The organism is Vibrio sp. 10N.222.52.B12, assembly GCF_002875385.1.
Classification (GTDB): Bacteria; Pseudomonadota; Gammaproteobacteria; order Enterobacterales; family Vibrionaceae; genus Vibrio; species Vibrio jasicida.
Genome location: NZ_MDAW01000115.1, coordinates 68,726 through 93,144, shown reverse-complemented (window position 1 = coordinate 93,144; position 24,419 = coordinate 68,726). Strand labels below are relative to the sequence as shown.

Sequence of the window (24,419 nt, the reverse complement as noted above, 5' to 3'; positions counted from 1 at the left end):
CAGTATGCATAAAGGTGAGGTTTTTGATGCTCAGTGCATAACTAAGCATCATTTATTCACCTTGCTTTCAGGTTATTGCTTTAACGGTGGGCGAGTTTTTTCATCAACGCTTTGAGCGAAGTTCGACAATGCTTGGTAGTCGGCTGGAGACCAAGTGGAGCGTGACTTTAGCGCGCTAGGCAATGACGAAAATGCTTTTTCCTTGTCTTTTGCTATTAGTTCGACGCTCATCCAGTGATCGATGGGTTGTTGATCGGCAAAGTAAGCATCTAATGAAAGCTCATGGTTCGCACCGGAGTAATTGGGTGTTAATTGTAGCGCCATATGGTAGTCGCGGAATCTCACTACCCATTTATCTGGCAAGCGTTTTGAACTATCCCACCATACTCCGTCTAGTTGTTGAATCTTTGCTTTTGTCACGGATTTAGGTTGTGCTTGCAGATCCTTTAATGCTTGTTGGAAAGCGCTGTCCATGGCTTTTGAAAAACTTTTAGGTGTTAGATCTGGGTTACTGAGCAGTACCTGTTTTGCTAGGTTTGCACCAAGCATATTTGAGTAAAGATCTTCAGAGGAAAACGCAGAGGCCAGCTCTTTAAAGCCACTCACCGATACCATGCCAAACCATTGAGCGATTTCATGCCATTGTGCGAGACGAAAAGCAGTCAGTGCTGCAGCTTGAGCGCTGCGTTCGATGTTTTCTTGCTCGCTGAGTTTGTTTTTATGCTCGTACCAACGAATACGTCGAACACGCAATTCTTCAGGCAGATCTAAGTGTGCTGCTCTGCCTAAATAGTGTCGATTTAACTGAAACAGATAGTAGGTGTAATCTGAGGTGTCCCGCACGTGTGCCGTATCAATAAAGCCGCCTAATTCGGTAAAAATCAGACCATTGGCTTCTTCATTTAATCCAAGCAGACTGCCGGGTACAGACTCACTGCCGTCATTGTAGTGGTGAGTACCCACTTCGTTGCTAGACAATACATTTTCTAAGGAGAAGAAGGGTACTGGCACGCTTCCTAACTCAGCTTTGAGATCGACTCCGAATGCGCAACATGGCCTGACGCCCACGGGCGCCTTCAGTGCTTGTGCTTGGACGAACCCGCTACAAAGGCTAAGTAGTAATAGTGCTGCTTTCTTCAAACCATACTCCTAGAATGCTTCATTGATTTGGAAATAAAAACCGGTGCTGTCTTTACCTATACCAAGGTCGACACGGACATTAATGCGTGCTTTAAAGGCGAATCGATAGCCAACGCCGACGGTTGGTAGCCAGCTGCTGGCAAACAAATCGTGGTAGGTTGGCGCAATGTTACCTGCACCTAACCAACCGACCACACCGTGACGACCAGAAATGGTGTGGCGAATTTCTACTTGTGTCGAAAGCTGATGTTTGTCGCGATACTGCCCTTGGTAGTACCCGCGCATGCGTTGATCATCACCCAGTTGGGCGTAATCGAACCAAGGCGCATCACCGAAAATAGATAGTGAATATACCTCCATCGCAACAATCGTCGTGTCAGACCATTGTTGGTAAAGGCGGTAGTTAGCAATAAGATTGTCGTAGTCTTCATCACCGCCCAGTGAATCTCTGTTCGCAACCCATTCGATATCGAGAAATTGCCCTTTCATGGGATTAGGTTCGAAATCGCGAGTATCGTATTCCATTCCGACTAATACGCCACTGCTGGTGGCGTCTGTGACTTCGGAAGGTAGGATGTCACCATCCACGCCATCAACTTTATTAAATGATTGCCATTGCCAGCCCAATTTCGCGTAGGTATTGGGTGCGACTTCTACTGCAATTTTGGGACTCAGTTGCAAGCGTTGTCCTTCGTACTGAACTTTGTTGCGATCATTTTCAGCCGCTTGGCTGCCAATACCCCAGTAGTAACCGGGCGTATGGCTGATCCACGCTTCACCAAGTAAGCGGACTTTGTCACTGTTTAGATAAGTGCGATTGTTCAAGCCCAAGCCATAAGAGCCTGAGGTTGAACCGTAAGAAGTGACAGTGACGGTTGAATAAGGGTCGCCTTGTTACCAGTCGTATGGTGTGTACAACCCAACGGCGGCTACGCCGATTCCGAAGCCTTGCTCTGGGTTGACGAATGGACCCGGTAATACACCCCAATCGATTAACTTCGATTCATCCACCGTTTCGCTTGAACCCAGCTTAGTTAGGATGTCATCCATCAAGCTGCTCTCATCTTGCTGCATAGCAAACACATGTGGTGTGCAAAACAGTGCTGCAATTGCAAGGGAATAAGAAGCTTTCATCTTCTCTTTACCTTAGAAGCGACGATCTATAGAGAAGAAGATGCTTTCACGATCACCAAAGCCGGCTTCGCCCAAAAGGTACCAATCGTCATTGATTTGGTATTGCATGCCTGCGATGGTGTTCCATTCGGACTCCAAATGCTGTTTAACGTCGAAGCGACCAGAGAGGTTGATACCGGCTTGTTTCAACGTACCTGAAAGTTCTTGTTCTACGTTTTGGTACATCGCACCAACCCAAAGTCGAACTGGTACTCCATTTTTGTGGAAGTCGAAGCCAACACGAGGAGAGACGACGATCGCGTCAATTGCACCGTCGATCACATTGAGATTTGTTTGGGTGTAGCTTGCGTCAACAAGGGCAAATAGTTGGTCGTAGCCGCCAGCAAGAACAAAACCACCACCGTAGGTGTACCCTTCGAGGTCTAGGCGGAATGGAAATTCACCAATTTTTTGGCCAAGGACACTGACTTTTACGTTGGTCTCTGAATAGCCATCCAGTGTACCCACCAACCCATACACATTTAGGAATGGAAGCAGCCAAACATCACCGCGCAACGTCACCACATCGCTGGCTTGTTTTCCTGCACCAGCTTCCATGTTGAGCATTTTCTCTAAGCCATGCAGTCCGCTTAGAGCAATAGAATCGACATTGATGCCTTGTTCCATACTCATATAGCTTAGGTTTAAGCCAAAGGGTTTTGGTAAGTCATAGCCAAGTGCTTCTGCTTTATCTTTCCAGATTGGCAGTGAGATCGAGTCAGCATTCGCCACGCCAGTGAATAGACAGGAAGCGGCAACAAGCAAGGAGCGTAATTTCATAAGTAACTTCATTAAACGTGACGATCACAACAACACCAGGGGCCTTGTAATAAGGGCATCGACTCTGGAGTTTGTGTCACGGAAAAATCACAGCTTCATCAGAAGGACGAAGCGCCACAGCGTGAGTTAAGAGTGATTATTGTTTGGTATTTTCGTGGAATCTTAACGTCGGCGAGCGCATCTTACTCCTAAAATTAAGAAAGTAAACTTCAAAGTATACTTTTGATTGTTGTGCGCTATACTCTGCATCCACTTACATGAGGTTGGTGAATCTAGGACCATGAAACTTTCAGAAAAGAAACGCTTAGCGCTGATTGAAGCAGCTCAACAAGAGTTCATTGAACACGGTTATAGCAGTGCGAATATGGACAGAGTGTGTGAGCGAGCAGCAACATCAAAGCGAACCTTATATCGCCATTTTGAAAGTAAGGATGTGTTGTTTATTGAGTCGATCCAATCGGTGCTTGAAACACAAAGAGCGCGTTTGCAACTCACATACAGACAAGATGTGGATATAGAATCTCAGCTTCGTGACTATTTGTATTCTAAGCTGGATTCTATGTACGAAGACTTTGGTTTACCTTTGGCTAAAATGGTGATCAGTGAGTTTATGCGTACACCAGATTTAGCTGAAAACTACCTTCATCAACTTCAACGTCAAGATGAACTTCTCCAAGCTTGGTTTGCTGAGGCGATTGCAGACGGAAAATTCAAACCTCTTGATCCTGCAATGATGAGTAACATGCTGATGTGTTTGCTCAAGGGCAACTTTTTGTGGCCACAACTTGTGGCGAATCAAGCTGTACCAAATGAAGAACAGCGCAAGGAAACTGTTGAATCAATCCTGACGCTGTTTTTCAATGGTTATTGTTGTTAACTCTTATCTCTAATTTGTGGTTAAGCGACGCAATGTAGGCAGTTGCTCGTGATCCCATGTCCAGAAGTCTTGCCTTTGATTGCGGATGCCTCCAACCCAGTAACTTTGTGTGGCTCGGCATTTACCATTCAAGCATGCTTGACCTTGTTTACTTAAACTAACTTGATGTTCCCACCAGTTTTTCTCGAGTTCACTTATCGTAAACAGCGGTTCTTCGTATTGGGAGAGTGGTAATAGCAAAGCGTAAAACATCACATCACCCAAGGTTGGTAGTGGTTCCTTTGCGAGGTACTGCTGAAACCAATCTTTGACCGTAATTGGGGCGCTGTGCTTAGTTAATGTTTCCAATGCCAATCTTTGTGTGAGGCTCAACCCTGAACTTGAATGAGGCAATTCTTGAAGGTGCCGTTTTAATACAGTTTTGATGTTTGGCAAGCAATCTAACTCGTGATGTTTGATTAAATTCAAAAGTGAATCCGGCGTGGGGGATGTTAACGCTTGCCAACACCGCGCGGTTTGACTTAATAGTTTTGCAGAGACAGGTTTTCGGTGTTGCCAGCAAGAGCGAATGGCTTCTGCGGGCAGTTGCCCAAACCCAATAAAGCGCTCGGTTCCCGGAAACTGATTGAATTCGATGATCTCAATGATTTTGCCTTCGGTTTCCTCTAGCAGAGAGAGCCCTCGAAGTAGCATGAATTGATCGTAGGCATCATGTTCAACCCAAAAAACGATACGTTCATACTGCACGTCGAGCAGGGTATGGATATTGTCTTGCTCAAACTGCGCTACCTCTTGCACCGAGTCTTTTCTCCCCATAACAGGCAGCAATCGGTCCACAACGTATTGTGCTCTTAGGGCAAGAAACGTGTTGTCATCATCGGGAATTGGACCAATACACAACGGATCAATCATGGGCAAGAAGTCACCTTCGAAACCGCATGTCTTTAGTTGCTGCTGAATGTCATGACCGCAGCGTACATGCAGCGTTGTCAACTCGGCATCGAGTGGCTTTTCTTGATTATCAATGGCATGTTTATGGAATTCGAGCTTTTCCACGTGCGCTTTTAACTTGCTCCAACTAGGTAAACCAAGCTCTCTTGCTAAGGCGTGTTGCACATCCGAAAGTTTGACTGATTCTGGCGTGAGCTTTTCTGGCTGAGTATGAAACTGCTTAACCAGCTTTAAGGTATCTTCATTATTTTGGCGGATCGCTTTCAAGCGTTTTTTTGCCACGGATTTTTGCTGGTTTAGATTAATTGAGAAGCTGTTGTGAGATTGCATTTTTCACCTTTCTTATTCTTCCACACTCGCCTTAACAGAAGCTATAAAGAAGGTAAAAACAAATTGTTCCTGCTAATGAGAGCAGGGAAGTTGAATTGCCATGAACTGAGTTCTTTCCGCGAGTGTTGGGCGCTTTAGGCTTGAGCACCCTGATATTAGGTGCTCAAGCTTTGTCATGCAATACGTTGCGAGAGAATGGTGTCACAAAATAAAAGATTGGAGCCAAGAGGATTAAGCTCGGTATTCGGCGCTTTTTAGCAAAGCTTGGTATAGCGCAAGGGCAGCGGGGCCACTTTTCGCACCTTTAGGTAATGCAAGGTGCAAAGCCACTTGATACTGATTGGAGTGTTCTAATTCTAATACTTTGATTTTGTTGTTCTGACGATATTCGACCAGATGTTGAGGCAACCGACAAAACCCGACACTTTGTTCTACGGCTCTGAAAGCGTGGTCAAAATTATCGACAGTAATTCGCTGGCGCGCTCTCAGCCAGCCCACATTTTGCTTCGCTTTATCAGAGTCTCCTAGATCACGCACCACAATCTGGCTGGTGGTAGCAAAGTCTGACAGTGACACTTGTGGTTTTCGCGCAAGCGGATGATGTGCCGAAATCACTGGCACCATCGTGGTCGTACCGAACGCTTCTGCTGGGTAGTTAGTAATGGGAAGGTTGATGATCGCGATGTCTGCTAATTCATTCACTACCATGTCTGTGGTTTTACTCAGAGAGGTTTCTACGACTTGAACTGAAGTTGTGTTGTTTTGTGTGAGAAATTCGCTAAGTGGAGTATAGAGCCAACTTGGGTCGCACAGGTGATCGATAGCTACCGTAATTTGCGACTCTACACCGCTATTTAGTTGTTCACTGATCATTTCAAGTTCACGAGCCTGCTCAAGCATTGACTGAGCCCGTCGAAGCATGGTTTTACCGTGTTCGGTTAGCCCTGCTTTTCGGCCTTTCACTTCTATCAACTTAATGCCGAGCTGCTCTTCGAGCTTTTTCACCGAATAGATAAGCGTGGTATGGCTTTTATTGAGCGTTACTGCGGCTGATTGAATACTTCCTGCCTGTTCAATTGCTTGTAGTGTTTGCCATTGCTCTAGGGTTGTTTTGAGTCTCATTGGTCAGTTTTTTCGACAGGTAATGGCAAAATTATGAACTTTTTTGTCAGTTTTATAAAGGCAATAATCTTCTTATCGAAAGCGAGTCAATAATAAGAGGAGACTCAAGATGACGAAATTACTGCAAGTTGATTTTGAATTTCATGGCCCATTTGGTGAAGAGATGTCGAATGCTCTGATCGATTTAGCGAAATCAATTAACCAAGAGCCGGGCATGATTTGGAAAATCTGGACGGAAAGCGAAAAAGACAAACTTGGTGGTGGCATCTATCTTTTTGAAGATGAAGCAACGGCGCAAGCTTATCTTGAAATGCACATTGCTCGTTTGAAACAGATGGGTGTAGAAGAAGTAAGAGGCCAGATATTTGATATCAATACGCCACTGAGTATCATCAACCAAGGTCCAATTGGAGAGTAACATTATGACTAACCGCACTTTTCTAACCGTTCATGGTGTCATATATACGGTATTTGCGTTTGCGCTGTTTTTTGTTCCGACCATGATGTGGCCGATGTATGGTGTACAAATTAACGACCAGTACGCGCTGTTTTTATCGCAGCATACGTCGATCTTTTTAGGTGGGATTGCTGCGGTCAGTTTGATGTTACGTGATGTGGAGCCTAGCACTACAGCCAAGCAACGGTTCAAAGCGCTGTTGACCACTAATCTCTTAGGCGTGGTGATCACCACTTATGCTGGCATTACCGGTGTATTTGTCGGCTTTGGTTGGAGTGACCCTGCTTTCTTCTTATTACTGAGTGTGCTCACTTTTATTCAATGGAAGAAACAATCGTAGAGCAAACCATATCAAGAAAGCCCCGCGGTGTGCGCGGGGCTTGCATTTTTAATGAGGCATAAACTCGCCACCATCTTTCATTATCTTTTTCGCAATACGGTTCATGACACGGATGAAGAAGCGCCGAGCCAAACCATATTTAACGTTCATTACCGCGATACGACATAAGTTGTCTTTCTCATCAAAACCATAAAACACCTTTGCTCCACACTTATCGAGATAAATTGCAGCAATATTGTTGGCTTTTGTTTCATCTGGTTGAATGAGAGCAACGGGGGAGCTCTGTTTGACCGCATTTTTCCATAGCGATTTTTTTGATTGAGTCTCGGTTATGGTGCTTGTACTACCAACGAGAAGCACTCGGCTTTTCACGCGCTGTTCCATAAAAGCATAAGTTGGGTTTGAAGCATAGAACCACTGTGTCGGTTCGGCAGGAGTGACGTGTATTTCAGCGACTTCCAATTGGTTGTCTTTTGTATGACAGTGAACGGGCATCGGCTTTTCTGGCAACTTACAATCAAAGATCATTCCGTACGGCTTCGTTTTCGCATCCACAAAATCGAGAAGCCCTTGACTAAGGCAAATCGAACCAATGTGAGAGCTTTCAAATGGTGCTTTCTGTTGAGCTTCTTCCAGTAGCGCCATTTGCCTAGGACTGTCATCGACGATATGGAACACTTTATCCGCAAGCAAGTCGCCGTTTGGATGATAAATTCGATATCGATAGACGCCGATTGAGTTAGAACTTTTTTCGCCTAAATTCCATGTCAAACAGTTAGAGTGATTTACTTTAATGGAGGATTCATATTCGTGTGAATAGCCTCCTATCGAGGCCCTATACGGGTGATCTAGGCGAACAATTAAGTTTACCTCTTGTTCGTAGTTATCTTCCTCACCGTCTTCTGGGAAATAGCCGATACGAAGCCCAAAACAACGTTGATTTTCCGCACGGACTAGGGTGGTTTGTTTTATTAATTCGCTTGGGTCATCATCTTCTGGAATATGGTAAATGCCCCAATCGAGCAACTCAAAAGGAGAAAGCGCGGCATGACGATACTTTCCAGCCTGTATATCTGCTACAAGCTGCTGGACTTTCAACGATGCGTGCTGCGCATATTCACTGATGAGTGTTGTGAACTCTGGGAGGTTAGCGACCAACTCAATAAACTTAAGTAGTTGGCTTATCTCCAATTGGTCTGTATAGCGCTTTAGTTCGGTTTGTTTGGCAAACCAAGGCATCGCATCGACCCAATGCTGCTTAATTGCATACTTGAGTAAGACGATCAGTTGCGCATCGCGTTCATACAGTTGTTGACATAATTCAGGTAGAGAAAGCACTCGTTCATTCTCAAGCTGCTTCAACCCTAGGCTAGGATTAAGAGCAAATAATCGCAAGAGGTTATCTTGGATGTGCGGTGAGGCTTTCCAATACAGTTCATCAATACCAGGAATTCCGTAACAGGTATCAAAATCACTGATGAAGCTAGTTGTTAGTGTATCCAGTAACGTTTGTAATTGCTCTGAGTTGAGCAATGTCGTTTGGGCGATCTGAGCAGTGATCCACTCTACTGTTTTGGATTGCTCTTTGGTGATGGCGTAACCATTAGGGTTACGACGTCCCATTTGTTCACTTACGGTGTAGCAAATAGAGTCTAAGAGCGCTTCATCGTAGTAACTGGTTTTGATATTTGGTCTTCGTTGCTCCAGCAGCTCGAAGAAGCGCAGCTCAGCATCCGGACGGAGTTGTTTTAGTGCTGATCGAACGCACTGTTTGCTTTGTTCTGTTTTTTGCTGCGCTTCGAACTGATCGAAATACATGTCCATCAAACTGATTTCATCAACTTCTCTGCGATCGATTTGAGACAATAGTAATTCCAAGCGCCCAGTCAGTTTATCGATCTCTGAATGATATTCTAAGTCATCGACAAATGAGTGTGATTGATCGCTTAACTCTCCATAACGATCGCAATAAAAATAAGACAGCATCCGAGTGACTTTCGCCGGAGCTGATGCCAACCAGAGTAAAAGTAAGCGATGGCAATAGATTTGCTCAGGAGTATTTTGTAGTGAGCCCCAAACATGAGCAGCAACTAATAGCTTTTGGGCTTTGTCGTCAAAGTCACGCAGAAACTCATAATAAGGCTGATTTTTGTTGATTTGTCTGCTGTCACTGAGCTGTTCGATGTTGTCTTTAAAAGATTTTAGCGTGACATCGAAATCATCGCTTTCATTGTTTAGAAATGCATCGACGATTTTCCAATCTTGTTTTGCTTGGGACTCCTCTTCCTCTGTGAGAGGAACGTATCGCCAACGTTTCTCGGCAGTCTCAATACAATGGAATCGACTGTTTTCACTCAAAGCGAGAAGAAGCTCTGACTTTAGGCTTGAGGCAAGTTTGTCCTCAAATGCTTCTGTTGTCCTGTCGTTGATACCGTGCTTTTTATCGTGGTAAAGCATGCCAGCACAGAAGGCCAGTTGACTGGCTAAGCTAAACTCGTCATCAAACGCGTCAGCCAATTGTTCGAGAAGATCAGTTGCCTCTTCACGATGTTTGTTCAATAACTCATGGGCAAGCTGGGTCTCTTTCTGGCGAATATTGTCTCGGTATGCACCACATTCTTTGACATAGTTTAGAAACTGCGCCTTCCAATCACCGTTATAGCGTTGGGTGAAATCCTCATCACTTATGAGCTCAAAGTCGTGGACAAGCCCATGAGCCACATCGGCATGAAAAGACGCTTTGTTGTTCCAACAATGTAATACGTCAAACAAGCGCAAGATCTTTTGATTGTTTTCCGCTATCGCTGCGTCATCCAAGTCTTCATTGTGCCAATCGTGTAGGATGTCACCGGCAATGGTCATCATCTCTTCGTGGTAAGAGTCATAGCGGCCGAGGTAATATTCGAATTTCTCGGAGATATCGAAGTTACCTTTTCTCGCAGCGATTTGAATGTTACACGGTTCAATCACATCTAGGACTTGTGCATCTTCCCCACTCTCGATGTAATGCCAAATTGTTTTCCCTTCATTAAAACCTTCGGTAATGAATGACTTCCATTGCGCAATACCAGTGCCTCGATAGTAGTAGTGATCACGGTAGTAGTCATCTTCATTTTCGATGACTTTGGGTGGAACAATTGGACGACCCAGATATGCTTCGATCTCACTGGTAAGTGCGACCGCTGCTTGTTCTGCTGATGAGTCAATGAAGTCGCTCATCATCACCGCGTGATAATCTACTTCATGATAGTCGATATCAATGCCATGAATGGGGGACATGATGGAATAGATGAATCGGTCTACTGGGCGTTCAACATAGTAGCGAGAGTCATCTGTATATTGTAGGTAGTCTTGATCAGCGAAGCGTTGCTTCATCAAAGATCGAAATACTTCGAACTCGTGAGGCTTTTCGCGGAAGATTTTAAGCAATCCAGTGACTTGGCTACGAGTCGTTAGGTCGCTTGCACTTTCATGTTTAGAATCATCAAACATGTATCCTCGAGCAGCACTGTTATCACAGTAGCAAAATGCTTTCAGTGTATCGTGGGTATAACCCAAATGGTTTGTCAGAATTCCCAGTGCAAACTCACCGTGGGGAGCGTGCTCACTGTCCCAATATGGGATGGTGTAACCGCCAAGATAAAAAGCCAAGCGAGGGAACGTGAGCCCTACAATCAAAAGTGGTAACAACCCAAATACTTGCTCTTCAGATACCCACATCTCACTAGAGTCATTAAATTGTCTAGCGAGGTGGCAAATCAATTTAGCCGTTTCCTCTAATTCAGACTCTAGTGCTTGATGTTGACATGCTCGAAGAAAAAATGCGCCTTCACTGGTTAAATAGGTGCTGTTTAATAACTGAGTTGGTTGAATATCACTTATGTACGAGTAGCCAATGTAAGCAAACACTTTTTGAGCAATTTTATTTTCAACCAATGAGCCAATTTGATCGTCACTCCCGCTATTTACTTGGAAGCGAACATGACAATGATAGTTATCAAAGGCATTTTCTTGCAGAAGGGCTTCTCGATAGTGTCTTAGGGCTTGGCGTAAAGATTCGAAAGATTGAGGGTCGTATTCCACGACCATAGATTGGGTATCTAAAGCAACTGACATAATACTTGCACTACAACTGTTCACATAAGAGTTGTGAGAATAAGTAGAGCTGATATTTATGTCACTGAAAAGATGGAGATATTTATAAAGAGGACAGCTTTGATTGCTCAGATTGTGATAACCATTGAAAAAAGCCCCGCAATAGCAGCAGGGCAGGTTCTTACTTGGTTGGATCACTCGCTCTTGTAGGCGTAATTGTAATACCCATAACCGTATGAGCTTGCGGCTTTTTTCTCAATGGCGTTAAGGATTACACCTTTAACTTCTACGCCAGATTGTTTAAATCGGCTACGAGCGACTTCAAGTTCTTTTGATGTCGTTTGGTCAAATCGTGCAACCATCAGAGTGGTGCCTGCAATCGCACCAACGATACTTGGGTCAGTCACTGCTAATACTGGCGGTGTATCGATGATAACTAGGTCATACTCTTGCGACGCTTTTTCTACAAACTCAACAAATCGTGGGTGCATCAAAAGCTCAGAAGGGTTTGGTGGTACTTGACCACGAGTAATAACGTCCAAGTTCTCAACTTTAGTCTGTTTGATCACAGTCTCTTGACGAATCTTGCCGCTTAAGAAATCAGAAAGACCGTTATCAGCCGTCAGACCAAAACATTGCTGCAAGTAACCTTTACGCATGTCCGCATCGACCAGCAGAACTTTTTGACCTGTCTTAGCTGCTACTGCTGCAAAGTTTGTCGATACGAATGTTTTACCAATTGAAGGCGCAGGACCCGAGATCATCAGTACGTTGTTTTTCGCTTCCATCATCGCAAAATGAAGGCTAGTACGAAGTCCACGTAATGCTTCAATCGAAAGATCTGCTGGGTTTTCTTCTGCTAGTAACAGTAGGTCCTTGTTACCCTTGCGCTTAAGCTTGTTAGCGACTTCCAGTTGTTGTACGGACTTAGGAACGCTGGCATAAACAGAGATACCTGTTTGTTCTATCTCATCTGGAGAGGTTACACCACGGTGGAAAGCTGTTCTCACAAGGACAAAAGCAACGGCCACCATTCCGCCTAATAGTGTTGCTAGAACAACAATAAGAGGCTTTTTAGGCTTCACTGGAATGGCGTAAGACTGTGCACTATCTATAATACGTACATTACCAACGGTACCCGCTTTAATAATGTTCAGCTCTTGAACTTTGTTTAGAAGCTGGATGTAGATCTGTTGGTTCACTTCGACATCACGCGTCATACGTAGGACTTCACGCTGCGTTTTTGGTAGTTTTTGAACTTGTCGGTTCAAACGAGCTTTTTCTTGCAGTAACGTCTGGCGCTTATCCAGTAGCGATTTGTATGCTGGGTGATCCTGAGTGAACTTCTGGCTGATTTCACTTTCTTTGAATGTCAGTTCGTTCAGTTGCGCTTCAAGTGCGACCATCACTTTGAGTGTTGATTGTGCTTCAAGGTTTAAGTCGATCGATTTGTTTTCTTGTCTAAAGCGATTCAGTACATCTTCTGAGCCATTCAGCTTATCTTTGATTTCAGGTAAGTGATCTTTGAGGAAGTTTAAACTTTGTTCGGCTTCTGCTGAGTTTCTTCTCACATTCTGCAGGAAATAGTTTTGAACAACATCGTTCAAGATTTGTTGGTTACGCTCAGGGTATTCCCCTTCAATACTCAACGAGACAATACCAGTCTTAGCGCCTCGCTCAGAAATTGATAGTTGTGAAGCGAGCCTGTTGATCGCGTCAAGCTTGCTAATTTTACTGATTGAAAAACTGTCTTCGTTTTGTGCAACCAACTCACGAACTTTGATGTGGTAGCCATTCATTTCAATCGTCTGACCAACGATACCAGATAGTACGACTTGATCTTCAATCATAAGATCAAAGGTCCCCTTTTCTGCATCTGTCACCAGTAACTCATGTTTTAAAGTTCGTGCGGTACGCGGAATCTCGAAAGTAGAGACAGAAATGTAATCTTGAGTGCCATTGATGCGAGCCAGACCTTTACCAATGAACGCTAGGTAGTTTGGGGTGGTTATGGTCGTTAAATTAAACTTATCGACGGTATCGCCAAGGATCATGCGAGATTTAATGATTTCAATCTCTGTAGTTGCTGAGGATTCGGCAGCGAAAAGATCCCCCATGTCGCCAACCATCGCAGATATGCCGCCAGAGCTTTTTTGTTCGATCTGAATCAACGCATCGGCTTTGTAGATTGGTGTAGATAGCAATGCAACAGCAATGCCTAATGTTGCAAAGAGAAGCGTAATACCAATGATGAACCATTTAGCATCGATTAATATGCCAAACAGTTTACCGAGATCGATTTCATCATCAGTTGGTGCAGATGAACTTATAGTTTGGTTAGCCATTGTTTTTTTATTTCGCCAAGTAATCTGAAGTTATAGTTTTTTTACCCAAGCATGGGCGGATTGTTCAATTAGAGAAAACGCATGATCAAAGGCCTCTCTGCTTTGTCTGAACGGATCAGGAATGCTGGCTGCGTTCATCCAATGTCCAAATAACATAGTTTTGCCTCTGGCTTCTGGAACGATCTTAGTCAGCGCATCAATATGACCTTGCTCCATCACTAAGATTAGATCTTGCTTCGCACACAGCTGCGCAGTCAGTTGTTGCGCTTGGTGATTCTCGAGAGAAAACCCTTTTTCTGAGGCAATCAGCGTTGCGGTCTCATCCGCTGGTTTCCCAGTTAGGCGGCTTTTCTCAACGGCAATACCTGCTGAAGAAATGGTTTTATTCGGAAGAAGCTGTTGAAGCACTCGTTCTCCTGTCGGAGAGCGACAAATGTTACCTACACACACAACAAGAATGTTTGAAAACATGATTTATTCCTTATCAATAACTTTCCGACAGGGCTTGCCTGTTCTAGATAAGCCCTGTCAATAATGTTTGAGCTACGGCCAATTTCTTACACGAAGCACACCTTCTGTAAGCTCATTGAAGCCTGAAATCGTTGGTACTAGTTGTGCTATAACACGATTCCAACGACTGACTGGTGCCGCAGTGACATACACGATGTCATAAGGCTTTAGGTCAAATTCAGTACCAATTACTAACGCGGCTGCGTCAGATATATCGAGTTGGTAAATATCGCCTAATGCTTGATTGTCTTGTGCTTTTCTAATAACGAACACACCAGTCGCATCTGCAGAAAGTTGATTGATACCACCAACATTGCTTAGAGCTTCGGTCAAGCTCATACCTGCGCGATCCATTTTCAATAGCTTGGGATCGTTAACTTCCCCCATGACGAACACTTTTTGAGTGTCATTTCTTGGTACATGCACGATGTCGCCAGGTTGAAGTAATCGGTTTTCAGTAAGGTCGCCTTCTTGCATTAATGCATAGAGAGAAATGTTCTCGACTTTGCCTTGTCGTGTGAGTGTGACGTTACGCCAGTCTGCGTCTTGACCTAAGCCACCAGCACGATTCACGGCATCTAGCAGAGTCAAAGGGATGTTGGTGATCGCTTGTTGCCCTGGCTTATTAACTTCACCGGTTATATAAGATTTCTTGGAACGGAATACGGCAACACTGACATCGACTTGAGGACTCTCGATGTATTTAGCCAATTTTTTGGAGATATCTGTTCGAATTTGGCGAACGTTTTTTCCTGCGACTTCAACGATTCCAATGTAGGGATAGAAAATGGTGCCATCTGCATGCACCCAGTTACCGGCCTCCGCAGAGCTGCGATAAGAACCAGCAGGAATAGTAAGTTCAGGGTGGTCCCAAATAGTGATATTCAAAATGTCGCCAGGACCAACTTCATACTCGTAAGCCGCGAGTTGATGGTCAAGCGTTGGGTTCGCTTTGGTTTCGATATCCGAGCTTTTTAACTGTGAGACTTTATCAAGAGTCAGTGGAAATACATTGAAATCTGCAGCTGTATTGGTGCTGCCATATTCAATGATGTGCTTACCACTCGTGGATAAGTGACTGCCCGGTACTGTACATCCAGCAAGAAGCACAGAGGAAAGGAGTAAACTGCCTAGCTTTGTATGGTTGACGTTCATTCGTTTTTTCATTCATCTGACGTAAAAGAGCATGTTGCTGAGGCAACAATGTTTTCTAGGGAATAACAACACGCTATTACTCATTAAGCTTTATTATTCATTTTAATTTATAAAATACTCAATAGGAAACGGATTGCATCCGGCGAGCGCACTCTAAAGAATTTCGTTTGTCGGGGCAATAGACGATAAATTGATAAAATGCTAGTGATATATAGCTATTTTTTATATTTATGAGGTCTGGGTGGGGTTTATTTGATTAGGAACTTTATTAATTGGCTCTAATTTTTGGTATCGGCTCACAGAATGCGTATTTTTCGTAAAATTCAATTAGTTATAAATGCGGTATATCTAAAGATAAAATTTATTTATTTTGTCTTATATTGTGATTTGGATCTTGTTTTTTCTTCTCAGTCAATATGGGTTTGTTATGGCTTTGACAAAAATAAAACCGAAAATGGTCAGACTTTGATGCTAATGCCATGTGTGGAAAATGACATGAATGGTTTCTTGTGAAAAAGGCCTCATCCGAGGCCTTTTTTGATCTTTCGATCAATTAAACGAACTTTTTCATTATCGCTTAGCCAATCCCTTACTATTTAGATAAGGCAGGATGTGCGGGCGAGACTCACCAGATAGCTTTCCGGCTGTTTCTTGTGACCATGCGCTCTGCTTTTGATTGCTTGTGCGGCTCGCGTAGTAATCTTGCATGGTTTGATCGTAGGCTTGTACATCGTCTACATTCAGCGTTTGGTATTGGTTTTCGTGGACAATAACGTTAACGGGTAAGCGTGGTTTTACTTCTGGATCTTGATCAGGGCGGCCCAAACACATACCAAACAGGATAGCGGCGTTCTTAGGCAAACCGAGTAGCTCATCGACTTGCGCAGCACTGTTTCTTAAGCCACCAATGTATACGCCACCTAATCCCATAGACTCGGCAGCTAACAAACAGTTTTGCGCCATGATGCCGGAATCCACGGCACCAATCAAAGTCAGCTCAGTAAAGTCAGCTTGAACGTCTGGGTTGATGGTTGTGTGACGCTGGTAATCAATGCAAAACACTAAAAATTCTGCGGCACTTTCAACATAAGCTTGATTGCCTGCGTATTGTGCTAGCAGTTTGCGCTTTTCTGTGTCTGTCACACGAATGATAGAGACCACTTGCAGCATGCTAGAAGAAGAGGCGGCTAATCCAGATTGGAGAATCGTTTGTAGTTGTTCACTTGCAATAGGCTCAGAGGTGAACTTACGAATAGAGCGATGACCGAGAATGGTTTCAATCGTACTGTTCATGATCAATCAACTTCCTTAGTTTGTTCTTAGTATTGGCTGAATCTTCACCATAACGCTATTTATATTGAGCGTAAACCAGCATGGGCTTCAAACTGTGGCGATGAGCAAAAGGTGAGGCGCTTGGAAAGTACAGTGAACATAAAGTGACGTTATTTATAAAGTTGGGTATATAATGATTTTTAATAATCAATAACTTACCAAATGTAGAAAACATGAAAGAACTGATACTTCATACCGTCACTGTATTCATGGGCTTTTTTGCCATCATGAACCCAATCGCTAATATCCCAATTTTCTTAAGTCTGACCGCGGATGAAGACAAGCAAACCGTGCGCTCAATTGCGTTTCGCTCTGTGTTTATCGCCTTTGTTATCGTTGCAGTGTTCGCTATTGCTGGCAAAGTCATCTTTGACCTATTTGGTATTACCCTTTACGCATTGCGCATTACTGGCGGTATCTTAGTATTCCTCATTGGCTTCCACATGTTGCAAGGGGAATCGACACACAAGAAGACCAAGGAAAAGGCTTATTCACCAGAGCAAGAACAAGCCGCGTTGAGCATTGCCGTTTCGCCATTAGCAATGCCGATATTGGCGGGGCCAGGAACACTTGCGACGGCGATGAACTTTGCAACAACGGGTGGAATCACCGAAACCATCATTACCATTGCTTCATTCGCAGTCCTTTGTGTGATGACTTATGTCCTGTTTTTGTTTGGTGACAAGTTAGTGAAAGCTGTTGGTCCAAGCGCCCTGAATGTGATCACCAAAATGATGGGATTGATCCTTGCGGTGATTGGCACACAGATGTTTATTGAAGGTGCTGCCGAAGCGTATAAAACCGTCTTTGCGTAATCTCTGATTTAACGACTGCAAATCCACATCAACGCTTTGGTTGATGTGGATTTTTTGATCCTAAGTTTCCACTTAAAATGCAAGAAACACATAGACTTCGCCTATCTCAATAATAAGAATAACCGATTGTTGCTGTAGCACGAATTTCAGTAATCTTTTTAACGTCTTTATTGGGGGGAAACATGGCAACAAAAGCAATCGTAGTCGAAGGTGGCGCAATGCGTGGCGTCTTTGCGAGCGGCGTATTAGATGCTTTCTTAGAGCAAGACTACAAACCATTTGATTTTGCGATTGGCGTATCAGCCGGGGCTTCAAACTTGATCGGCTATCTCACTGATTATCCGCACCGTAGTATTAACGTCATCACCAAGTTGGCGACGAGCAAACGCTTTTTCGATCCTACCCGCTTTTTGAAAGGTGGGGATTTGATCGACGTGAAATGGTTGTTTGAAGAGTCAAATCGTTTGTACCCAGTCGATGAAGCAAAACTGTTTGAAGGCATTCCTTTCTTAGCGGCAACGACGAACATCAATACAGGTAAAGCGGATTACTACCGAGTGAATCGTCATAACTTCCACAACGCGATGGAAGCAACAACTGCTCTACCTATTGCTTACAAACATACCCCGTGCTTCTCCGGTGGTTGTTATACCGATGGTGGTGTGGCGGATTCCATTCCTGTACGAGAAGCCTATCGTCGTGGTGCTCGTGATATCACGGTTGTTCTTTCACATCCTTTGGCTTATGAGAAAAAGCCAGTGAAGACGCCTTGGTTAATGAAGAAGCTGTTCGCTGAACATCCACAAATGGCAGAGGCTATGCTTCATCGCTCAGAGAATTACAATGAGTCGCTTGAGTTTATTCGCAATCCACCCAAAGGCACGCGTGTTCGCGTGGTTGCTCCGCCAGATGAATTCAACGTTCAGCGATTGTCTATGCGTCAATCTGTCTTGCTTGAAGGCTATGAAATGGGGCTAGAAGCAGGACGCGCTCACCTTACCAACCGGGCTGGTGAACACGGCTTGGACAGAGAAAACTGCCATTTTTGTATTTAATTCTTGAGTATGAGGAGTTAGTCCAAATCGACTTCAAGTGCTCCCCAAGACGAAGGTTCTCCTTCTCTTGTTAGGGGGAACAGACGAGAGTCAGGTTTGGCATAACTTAACCGATGTAGGCGCTGTGTCACGTGGTAGCTATCGAGCCCAGAAATGGTCACCAAGTCGAGAAGTTCCAAGTCAAGATAACCATCTGGCATGATCGCTCTTCCCGGTGCGTGCACCATTAACACTTCACCAATCAACATCTCAGTTTGATTGCTTTCAATCTTGATGTGTTCTTTCAAAGCTAGGCCCATCTTGAGGTTACTTTCAAGGACAAAAGGTGCAGGAAACGCATCATCATAATAAGGTGTCAGGCCTACTGCTTCGAACTCTGAGATATGCTTTGGGTAGCGCGCGGAGGTTTGATGGGCTTTTTGCACAAAGTCGACGCCGATAGCGTTGATGGTGAAATGCTTGGTATCGAGGATGTTTTCTAGTGTGTGACGGCGGCTTTTGCGTGGACGAACGATAAAGCCGAATAGAGGTGGATGCGAACCCAAATGTACCACCGAGCTCACCACAGCAAGGTTCTCTTGCCCCTGTCTATCTCTTGTGCCGATGAGGTTAGCGCTTTTGTATCCCGCTAGAGAGTTTATCAATCGGGTGCGTTGGCGTTGCTCCATCGCTTGAATGTCGTGCTTCGAAAGTTTGATGTTTTCCATATCCCTGAAAGGGGCGGGTGAACCCGCCCTCCTTGTTGATTTTATTTCGGCATGATGACTTCATCAATTACATGAATCACGCCATTCTTTGCTTTGACGTCGGTAGCAATCACGGTAGCGTTATTGATCATCACTTTATCGCCCATAGTTTTGATCATCACGTCTTGCCCTTGGACTGTCGTCGCTTTATCCATTTTTACTACGTCTGTGGCCATCACTTTGCCCGGAACCACATGGTAAGTAAGAATCGCGACCAGCTTGTCTTTGTTATCTGGCATCAGCAACATATCAACCGTGCCATCTGGAAGCTTAGCAAATGCTTCGTCAGTCGGTGCAAACACCGTAAATGGGCCTTCTCCTTTAAGCGTGTCTACTAAGCCTGCGGCTTTGACTGCTGCCACCAAGGTGTTGAAAGAGCCATTTGCAACGGCGACATCAACAATATCTTCTTTCATCATTCCGTGTTCATGGGCTTGCGCTGGCATTAAAAATGAAAAAGTGGCAAACATAACCGTGGTTGTAACCAAAATACGTTTTAACATTGTGCATTCCTTTCGTTGTTTGGGTACCGCTCTCTCCCTGATAAAAGCCTTTGTTTGTACGCGCGCTTCTTTCTGGGCGATCAACTGGCTTTCTTTTTGTTCGAAGGCCGAACGTGTTGTGCCAAAATTCTCGCTCCTTCTACTTTCACTTCTGTGCGTTTGCGCCATGCCCACAATCGCTCTCTTGCTGCTTTTGCGCTTGCCTCTACATTTACGACGGGCGCGAGATATCGGGAATCGGGATCCATTTGGTACATGACTGTTTCCATTGCGGTCATTTTCCATGGTTCAAACAACAAGGGAGTGGGAACCATTGCGAGTTCTGGAATCCATTTATGAATGAACTCACCGTCAGCATCGTGCTCTTGTGCTTGTTTCGTCGGATTGTAGATGCGAATCGTGTTGGTGCCAGTCACACCTGCTTGCATTTGAAATTGTGGGTAATGGATACCCGGTTCAAAGTCGAGGAACAACTGAGCTAAGTGAGTCACGCCATCGCGCCAATCCATGTTCATATGATGCGTTAAAAAACTCACCAACATCGCGCGCATGCGAAAGTTGATGTATCCGGTGTGATGGAGGCAGCGCATGCAAGCATCGATGAGCGGTATCCCGGTTGTGCCTGACTTCCAAGCGTCCAAGAGTGCCTCCTCTCTGACGCTTGCTTGCTGTAATAAAGGTTCATAAGCCCTATTGACACAACGAAACTCCATTTCGCATTCGGATTCAAACTTCTGCATAAAGTGACAATGCCAATGCAATCTCGAAGACAGTGCTATTAAGCTGCGACGAAACCCAGCCACTTGCCAATGTTGCAGCAGGTATTGGTACACTTCTCGAAGCGATATATTGCCCCATGCAAGATAGGGAGAGAGGCGAGTGCATGCAGTTCGAGATGCCGTCGGGCTGGAAATACTTCGATAATAATCGCGTCCCCGACGTTGAAAAAAGTCTTCCATGGTTTGCCAAGCGAGCGAACTTCCGCCCGTTTGCATGCCTTTTATTTTTTCTAACCAAGAAGGAGGGGGCGTAAACGAGCAACCAAGTGCGTCAACATCGAGGGTAATAAGAGAAGCACTTTCAAGGTCGATATCTTCAATCTCGGCTCGCATAACCGTATCCCAATGCTTATCCCAGCCGAGTCGGTCTTTTGCTCCTCGAATGACGGCGCCATGTTCAAATTCGTGCCGCGGAATCCATTGTGATTGAAGCCATTCTGATACTTGTTTGTCTCGTTCAAACGTACAACGCAGTCCTATTTCTTGATGGGAGAAAATAGCGTTGATGTTGAACTGATTCTGAATCGCGCTGAGGCAATCTATTGCGCTACCTGACATTACGGACACTTGATGACCAAGAGCCGAAAGTGTTCTGTTCATATCTTGGAGTGATTGCCAAATAAAACGCCAGTGACGAGCAGAGTAATGTGGGTCATCCAGTAACATGGGTTCGACAATATAAAGCAACACAGTTGGATGCTCTGAAGATAAAGCGTGTTGCAAAGGCCTATGATCGGTCAGGCGTAAATCGCGTTTTAGCCACACTAAATTGATTGTTTGCATTGTGCCCCTCGCTTGTTTTTCCGGTTTTTACGTATTTGCGGGGCATATTTCTCACTCAGTGATCGATTTTATTGGTGTTGACGTAAAGGCACGGAGCAAGGAGGTGCTTCATGTCTATGCCACTCAGTAAATTGGAAAAATTCTTCTACATCGACAAGCTCGTTATCCACTCTCTCGATCTCGCTTTGTATCAAGTATCCGTCTTAGTCGATGGAGAGGAACACTTTGTTACCGACGATAAAGGCAAGTTTTTAAGAGCGCATTCGATACTGGAGTTGCAAAAGCAATGTCGTCACTTGAAAGCGAAACAGCAGGTGCTTCGCCAACAAAGTGCTTATGACGAAATGGTTGGGCAGTCATCCAAAGATGGTACTAATGAATTAGAAGTTCCTCTGCGTGATAACCAGCTTTACTGACTGAGAAATAACCAAAAATTGAACTCGACGCCATGTGATGCTTGCTAGACTGACATAAAGCATCACACGGAATCGGCTATGCAGTATTACCCAACTCAAGACATTATCTATGAGCAGCGGTTCGGCTTTGGGCCCCTTTATCAACACAGTTCGCCAAGTTTAGAAAAGCAACTAAGCAGTAATACCTATTGGCATGAGGCAATAACCAAGTTGCCGAGTACAAACGAAGTGTTGTTGGAACTGAGAAAGCTCAATGACACCAAACGAGAGCTCAAGCAATCCCCAACCAAAAAGCGTGAAGTGCAAAAGCAAATTGGTGCGTTCTTTCGTGAGCAATATTTGCGACAAGTCGAGGCTCGCAACCAACAGACTTTGCACACTCCGTGTGGATTTCAGGAACGCTTGATTCAATTTTGGAGCAACCATTTTGCCATATCGGCAGACACACGAAAGGTGCGTCCGATTGTGGCTAGCGTTGAAAATGAAGTGATTCGAGAACACTGGAATGGCAACTTTGTTGAGATGCTCTTAGCGGTGAGTCAGCACCCAACCATGCTGATGTTTCTGGATAACAACTTGTCGGTAGGACCGAACTCCAAACAAGGACTGAAACAGGGTAAAGGGCTCAATGAAAACCTCGCGCGAGAAATCATGGAGCTGCATACGCTTGGTGTCGATAGCCAATATACACAACAAGACGTAATTGAGCTGGCAAAAGCCATTACTGGCTGGAGCGTTGGATTCAAAGCGCCAAAAGTTGGTTTCCAATTTAATGCAAGAACCCATGAGCCAGGCTCGATAACTCTGCTTGGCAAGCGCTATTCTCAACAAGGTATTGAACAAGGACGAGCGTGTTTGAGAGATCTTGCGCTTCATCCTGATACTGCAAAACATATTGCACGTAAGTTGGTGCAGCATTTCCTAGGACCTTCCGGTGAAGCCTTGGTTGAACCGCTCAGCCAAGCTTACCTAAAAGGTAAAGGGGATTTGCTCCTGGTTTATCGATTGTTGATTCAAAGCGCTTTGAGCCAATCGGCAGAAGCGGTGCGCTTTCGTACTTCTCAAGAGTGGTTATTCGCGGTTTTGCGCAGTGCTGATGTCCGTTTTCCTGAATCGAATGACATGCAAATGAGCAAGTCTGGGAATAAATTACTCGGTGCGCAAAGAAGCTTAGGGCAGCCTCCTTTTATGGCGGGTTCTCCTGCTGGTTGGCCAGACAAAGACGCGGATTACAACAGTCCATCGGCGCTAACTCAGCGGTGGCAGTTAGCGAATCGAATCGCTCGACTGGCGGTGAAAAGTGCCAAGTCCCAAGGTGTGAAACCACAAGCTTTTGTTGAGCAAATTAGCCAACAGCTTTACGGCAATGCGTTAGACGAACACACAAGGTTGGTGATGAACAAAGCCCCATCGGCAGAGATGAAGCTTTCTCTACTTTGGCTTAGTCCGCAATTTCAGTATCGATGAGGTGAGTGATGACAATAGATAAACAAACGAACTTAACATCGACTCGTCGACAATTTTTAAAATCCGCTTTAGCCGTGGGCGCAACAAGCTTGTTGCCTAATGCAGTCTTTGCTCAATCAAGCTCTCCAAATATCTTTGTTTGGATTACGTTGCGGGGTGCGATGGATGGATTAAACGTTGTGGTTCCTTATGCTGATAAGCAGTATTTAGCTCTCCGTCCGACGATTGGTTTAGCAACAGAAAAACTGAATAAACTCGACGATTTTTATGGTTTGCATCCGGCGATGAAAACCAGCTTCGAGTGGTATCAAAATAAGCAGATGGCGATGGTGCACGCTTGTGCCACCGCGTATCGTGAGCGCTCTCATTTTGATGGGCAAAAGGTGTTGGAGAACGGCACAGACAATCCGTTACATCGTGATGGATGGTTAAACCGATTGCTGCAACTGGATGCCAAGTCGAAAGGTTTGGCGATCGATTCAGGGTTACCTTTGATTGTTCAAGGAGAGAAGGCGGTCAGCAGTTGGTATCCAAACAATTTGCAAGCGCGAGACAGCCAAGTGGAGCTGCTAGAGGCTTTGTTTCAAAGTGATGAGAAGCTTGCGAGTAATTTTGAAGAAGCGCTGAAGATTGAAATGATGTCGAATCGTAATCGTCCCGGTAAGCAGTTTCCTGTCTTGGCGTCTCAAGCGGGAACTTTTCTCTCTGCTGAAGGCGGTCCAAACATCGCGGTATTGGAACTGGGCGGATGGGATACTCATGCAGGCCAAGGCGCAGAAACAGGAAGGCTCGCCAATCAATTGCGTAAATTGGATAACGGTCTTGCCAACCTAAAGAAAGCGTTAGGGGATAACTGGTCGAAAACTGTCGTGATGGCGGCAAGTGAATTTGGACGCACCGCAGCGGAAAACGGAACCAAAGGCACCGATCATGGAACAGCAAACGCCATGTTTATTGCTGGTGGAGCCATCGAAGGTGGCAAGGTATTGGGAGAATTTCCAGGGCTTGCCCAAACTGAGCTTTATCAAGGGAGAGACTTAGCCCCTGCTAATGATATGAGGGCGGTGATCAAAGCCGTTCTACAGCAACACATGAGCATAGAATCGAGTGCGCTAGAAAGCGTATTTCCTGACAGCGTCTCAGATAAAGCTTACGCAGGCCTTATTAGAACATCTTAGTTTTTACCTTACAACGATAACAAAAACGCCCCGTCTGCAAGCCAGAAGCGGGGCGTTTGTATTTAATGTG

20 protein-coding genes and 1 pseudogene are annotated in these 24,419 nt (G+C 44.8%); 8 read left to right on the top strand and 13 right to left on the bottom strand.

Annotated features, from left to right (window positions below; translation table 11 throughout):
* Positions 1-72: 72 nt before the first annotated feature.
* The 3 genes and pseudogenes from BCT11_RS11420 to BCT11_RS11410 form a co-directional block, all read right to left on the bottom strand.
* Entirely contained in the window at positions 73-1,140 is a 1,068-nt protein-coding gene (locus BCT11_RS11420; RefSeq protein ID WP_102388363.1) for a DUF4056 domain-containing protein, read from the bottom strand.
* Between the two features lie 9 nt (positions 1,141-1,149).
* Positions 1,150-2,274 (bottom strand): annotated as a pseudogene (locus BCT11_RS11415) (BamA/TamA family outer membrane protein).
* 12 nt (positions 2,275-2,286) lie between these two features.
* Positions 2,287-3,093, bottom strand: a complete 807-nt coding sequence (locus BCT11_RS11410; protein ID WP_038868995.1) for a hypothetical protein — start codon at positions 3,091-3,093, stop codon at positions 2,287-2,289.
* A gap of 280 nt (positions 3,094-3,373) precedes the next feature.
* Between BCT11_RS11410 and BCT11_RS11405 the strand changes: the two genes are divergently transcribed.
* The gene (locus BCT11_RS11405; RefSeq protein ID WP_038881339.1) at positions 3,374-3,970 is read left to right on the top strand and encodes a TetR/AcrR family transcriptional regulator; all 597 of its coding nucleotides are present in this window, start codon (positions 3,374-3,376) and stop codon (positions 3,968-3,970) included.
* Positions 3,971-3,979: 9 nt separating this feature from the next.
* Here the strand turns inward: BCT11_RS11405 and BCT11_RS11400 are convergent, their stop codons facing one another.
* Both BCT11_RS11400 and BCT11_RS11395 read right to left on the bottom strand, forming a co-directional pair.
* The gene (locus tag BCT11_RS11400; RefSeq protein WP_102388362.1) at positions 3,980-5,251 is read right to left on the bottom strand and encodes a DUF1835 domain-containing protein; all 1,272 of its coding nucleotides are present in this window, start codon (positions 5,249-5,251) and stop codon (positions 3,980-3,982) included.
* Positions 5,252-5,482: 231 nt separating this feature from the next.
* Positions 5,483-6,373, bottom strand: a complete 891-nt coding sequence (locus BCT11_RS11395; RefSeq protein WP_102388361.1) for a LysR family transcriptional regulator — start codon at positions 6,371-6,373, stop codon at positions 5,483-5,485.
* A 109-nt stretch (positions 6,374-6,482) separates the two neighbouring features.
* Here BCT11_RS11395 and BCT11_RS11390 point away from each other — a divergent pair, with 109 nt between their 5' ends.
* Together BCT11_RS11390 and BCT11_RS11385 are read left to right on the top strand one after the other, a co-directional pair.
* Positions 6,483-6,791, top strand: a complete 309-nt coding sequence (locus tag BCT11_RS11390) for a monooxygenase (RefSeq protein ID WP_102388360.1) — start codon at positions 6,483-6,485, stop codon at positions 6,789-6,791.
* A 4-nt stretch (positions 6,792-6,795) separates the two neighbouring features.
* Positions 6,796-7,170: a hypothetical protein gene (locus tag BCT11_RS11385; protein ID WP_102388359.1), complete on the top strand. Its 375-nt coding sequence runs from the start codon at positions 6,796-6,798 to the stop codon at positions 7,168-7,170.
* 48 nt (positions 7,171-7,218) lie between these two features.
* On the opposite strand, the gene BCT11_RS11380 is transcribed toward BCT11_RS11385, so the two are convergent.
* The 5 genes from BCT11_RS11380 to nfsA form a co-directional block, all read right to left on the bottom strand.
* A complete protein-coding gene (locus BCT11_RS11380; RefSeq protein WP_042604763.1) occupies positions 7,219-11,286 on the bottom strand; it encodes a hypothetical protein in 4,068 nt (1,355 codons plus the stop codon).
* Between the two features lie 173 nt (positions 11,287-11,459).
* Complete coding sequence (locus BCT11_RS11375; protein WP_102388358.1) at positions 11,460-13,610, bottom strand: polysaccharide biosynthesis tyrosine autokinase; 2,151 nt, start codon at positions 13,608-13,610, stop codon at positions 11,460-11,462.
* A gap of 30 nt (positions 13,611-13,640) precedes the next feature.
* Positions 13,641-14,081 (bottom strand): phosphotyrosine protein phosphatase, encoded by a 441-nt coding sequence (locus BCT11_RS11370; protein ID WP_038881349.1) that lies wholly within the window; start codon positions 14,079-14,081, stop codon positions 13,641-13,643.
* A gap of 72 nt (positions 14,082-14,153) precedes the next feature.
* On the bottom strand, positions 14,154-15,275 hold the full coding sequence (locus BCT11_RS11365; protein WP_102388357.1) for a polysaccharide export protein: 1,122 nt from the start codon (positions 15,273-15,275) through the stop codon (positions 14,154-14,156).
* A gap of 570 nt (positions 15,276-15,845) precedes the next feature.
* Positions 15,846-16,568, bottom strand: coding sequence for an oxygen-insensitive NADPH nitroreductase (gene nfsA / locus BCT11_RS11360; RefSeq protein ID WP_102388356.1), 723 nt, complete (start codon positions 16,566-16,568; stop codon positions 15,846-15,848).
* 212 nt (positions 16,569-16,780) lie between these two features.
* On the opposite strand from nfsA, the gene BCT11_RS11355 reads away from it, so the two are divergent.
* On the top strand, positions 16,781-17,422 hold the full coding sequence (locus tag BCT11_RS11355) for a MarC family protein (RefSeq protein ID WP_005437917.1): 642 nt from the start codon (positions 16,781-16,783) through the stop codon (positions 17,420-17,422).
* A 182-nt stretch (positions 17,423-17,604) separates the two neighbouring features.
* Positions 17,605-18,477, top strand: coding sequence for a patatin family protein (locus BCT11_RS11350; RefSeq protein ID WP_005437919.1), 873 nt, complete (start codon positions 17,605-17,607; stop codon positions 18,475-18,477).
* Between the two features lie 17 nt (positions 18,478-18,494).
* Here BCT11_RS11350 and BCT11_RS11345 read toward each other — a convergent pair whose 3' ends face one another.
* The 3 genes from BCT11_RS11345 to BCT11_RS11335 form a co-directional block, all read right to left on the bottom strand.
* A complete protein-coding gene (locus BCT11_RS11345) occupies positions 18,495-19,184 on the bottom strand; it encodes a flavin reductase (RefSeq protein ID WP_102388355.1) in 690 nt (229 codons plus the stop codon).
* A 41-nt stretch (positions 19,185-19,225) separates the two neighbouring features.
* Complete coding sequence (locus tag BCT11_RS11340; protein WP_102388354.1) at positions 19,226-19,726, bottom strand: fasciclin domain-containing protein; 501 nt, start codon at positions 19,724-19,726, stop codon at positions 19,226-19,228.
* 80 nt (positions 19,727-19,806) lie between these two features.
* Entirely contained in the window at positions 19,807-21,288 is a 1,482-nt protein-coding gene (locus BCT11_RS11335) for a deoxyribodipyrimidine photo-lyase (protein ID WP_102388353.1), read from the bottom strand.
* Between the two features lie 110 nt (positions 21,289-21,398).
* On the opposite strand from BCT11_RS11335, the gene BCT11_RS11330 reads away from it, so the two are divergent.
* The 3 genes from BCT11_RS11330 to BCT11_RS11320 all read left to right on the top strand — a co-directional run bounded on the left by BCT11_RS11330 (position 21,399) and on the right by BCT11_RS11320 (position 24,349).
* Positions 21,399-21,704: a DUF6482 family protein gene (locus BCT11_RS11330; protein WP_009706480.1), complete on the top strand. Its 306-nt coding sequence runs from the start codon at positions 21,399-21,401 to the stop codon at positions 21,702-21,704.
* Between the two features lie 78 nt (positions 21,705-21,782).
* Positions 21,783-23,171, top strand: a complete 1,389-nt coding sequence (locus tag BCT11_RS11325; protein ID WP_102388352.1) for a DUF1800 domain-containing protein — start codon at positions 21,783-21,785, stop codon at positions 23,169-23,171.
* Positions 23,172-23,179: 8 nt separating this feature from the next.
* Complete coding sequence (locus BCT11_RS11320) at positions 23,180-24,349, top strand: DUF1501 domain-containing protein (protein ID WP_102388351.1); 1,170 nt, start codon at positions 23,180-23,182, stop codon at positions 24,347-24,349.
* The last annotated feature ends 70 nt before the right edge of the window (positions 24,350-24,419 follow it).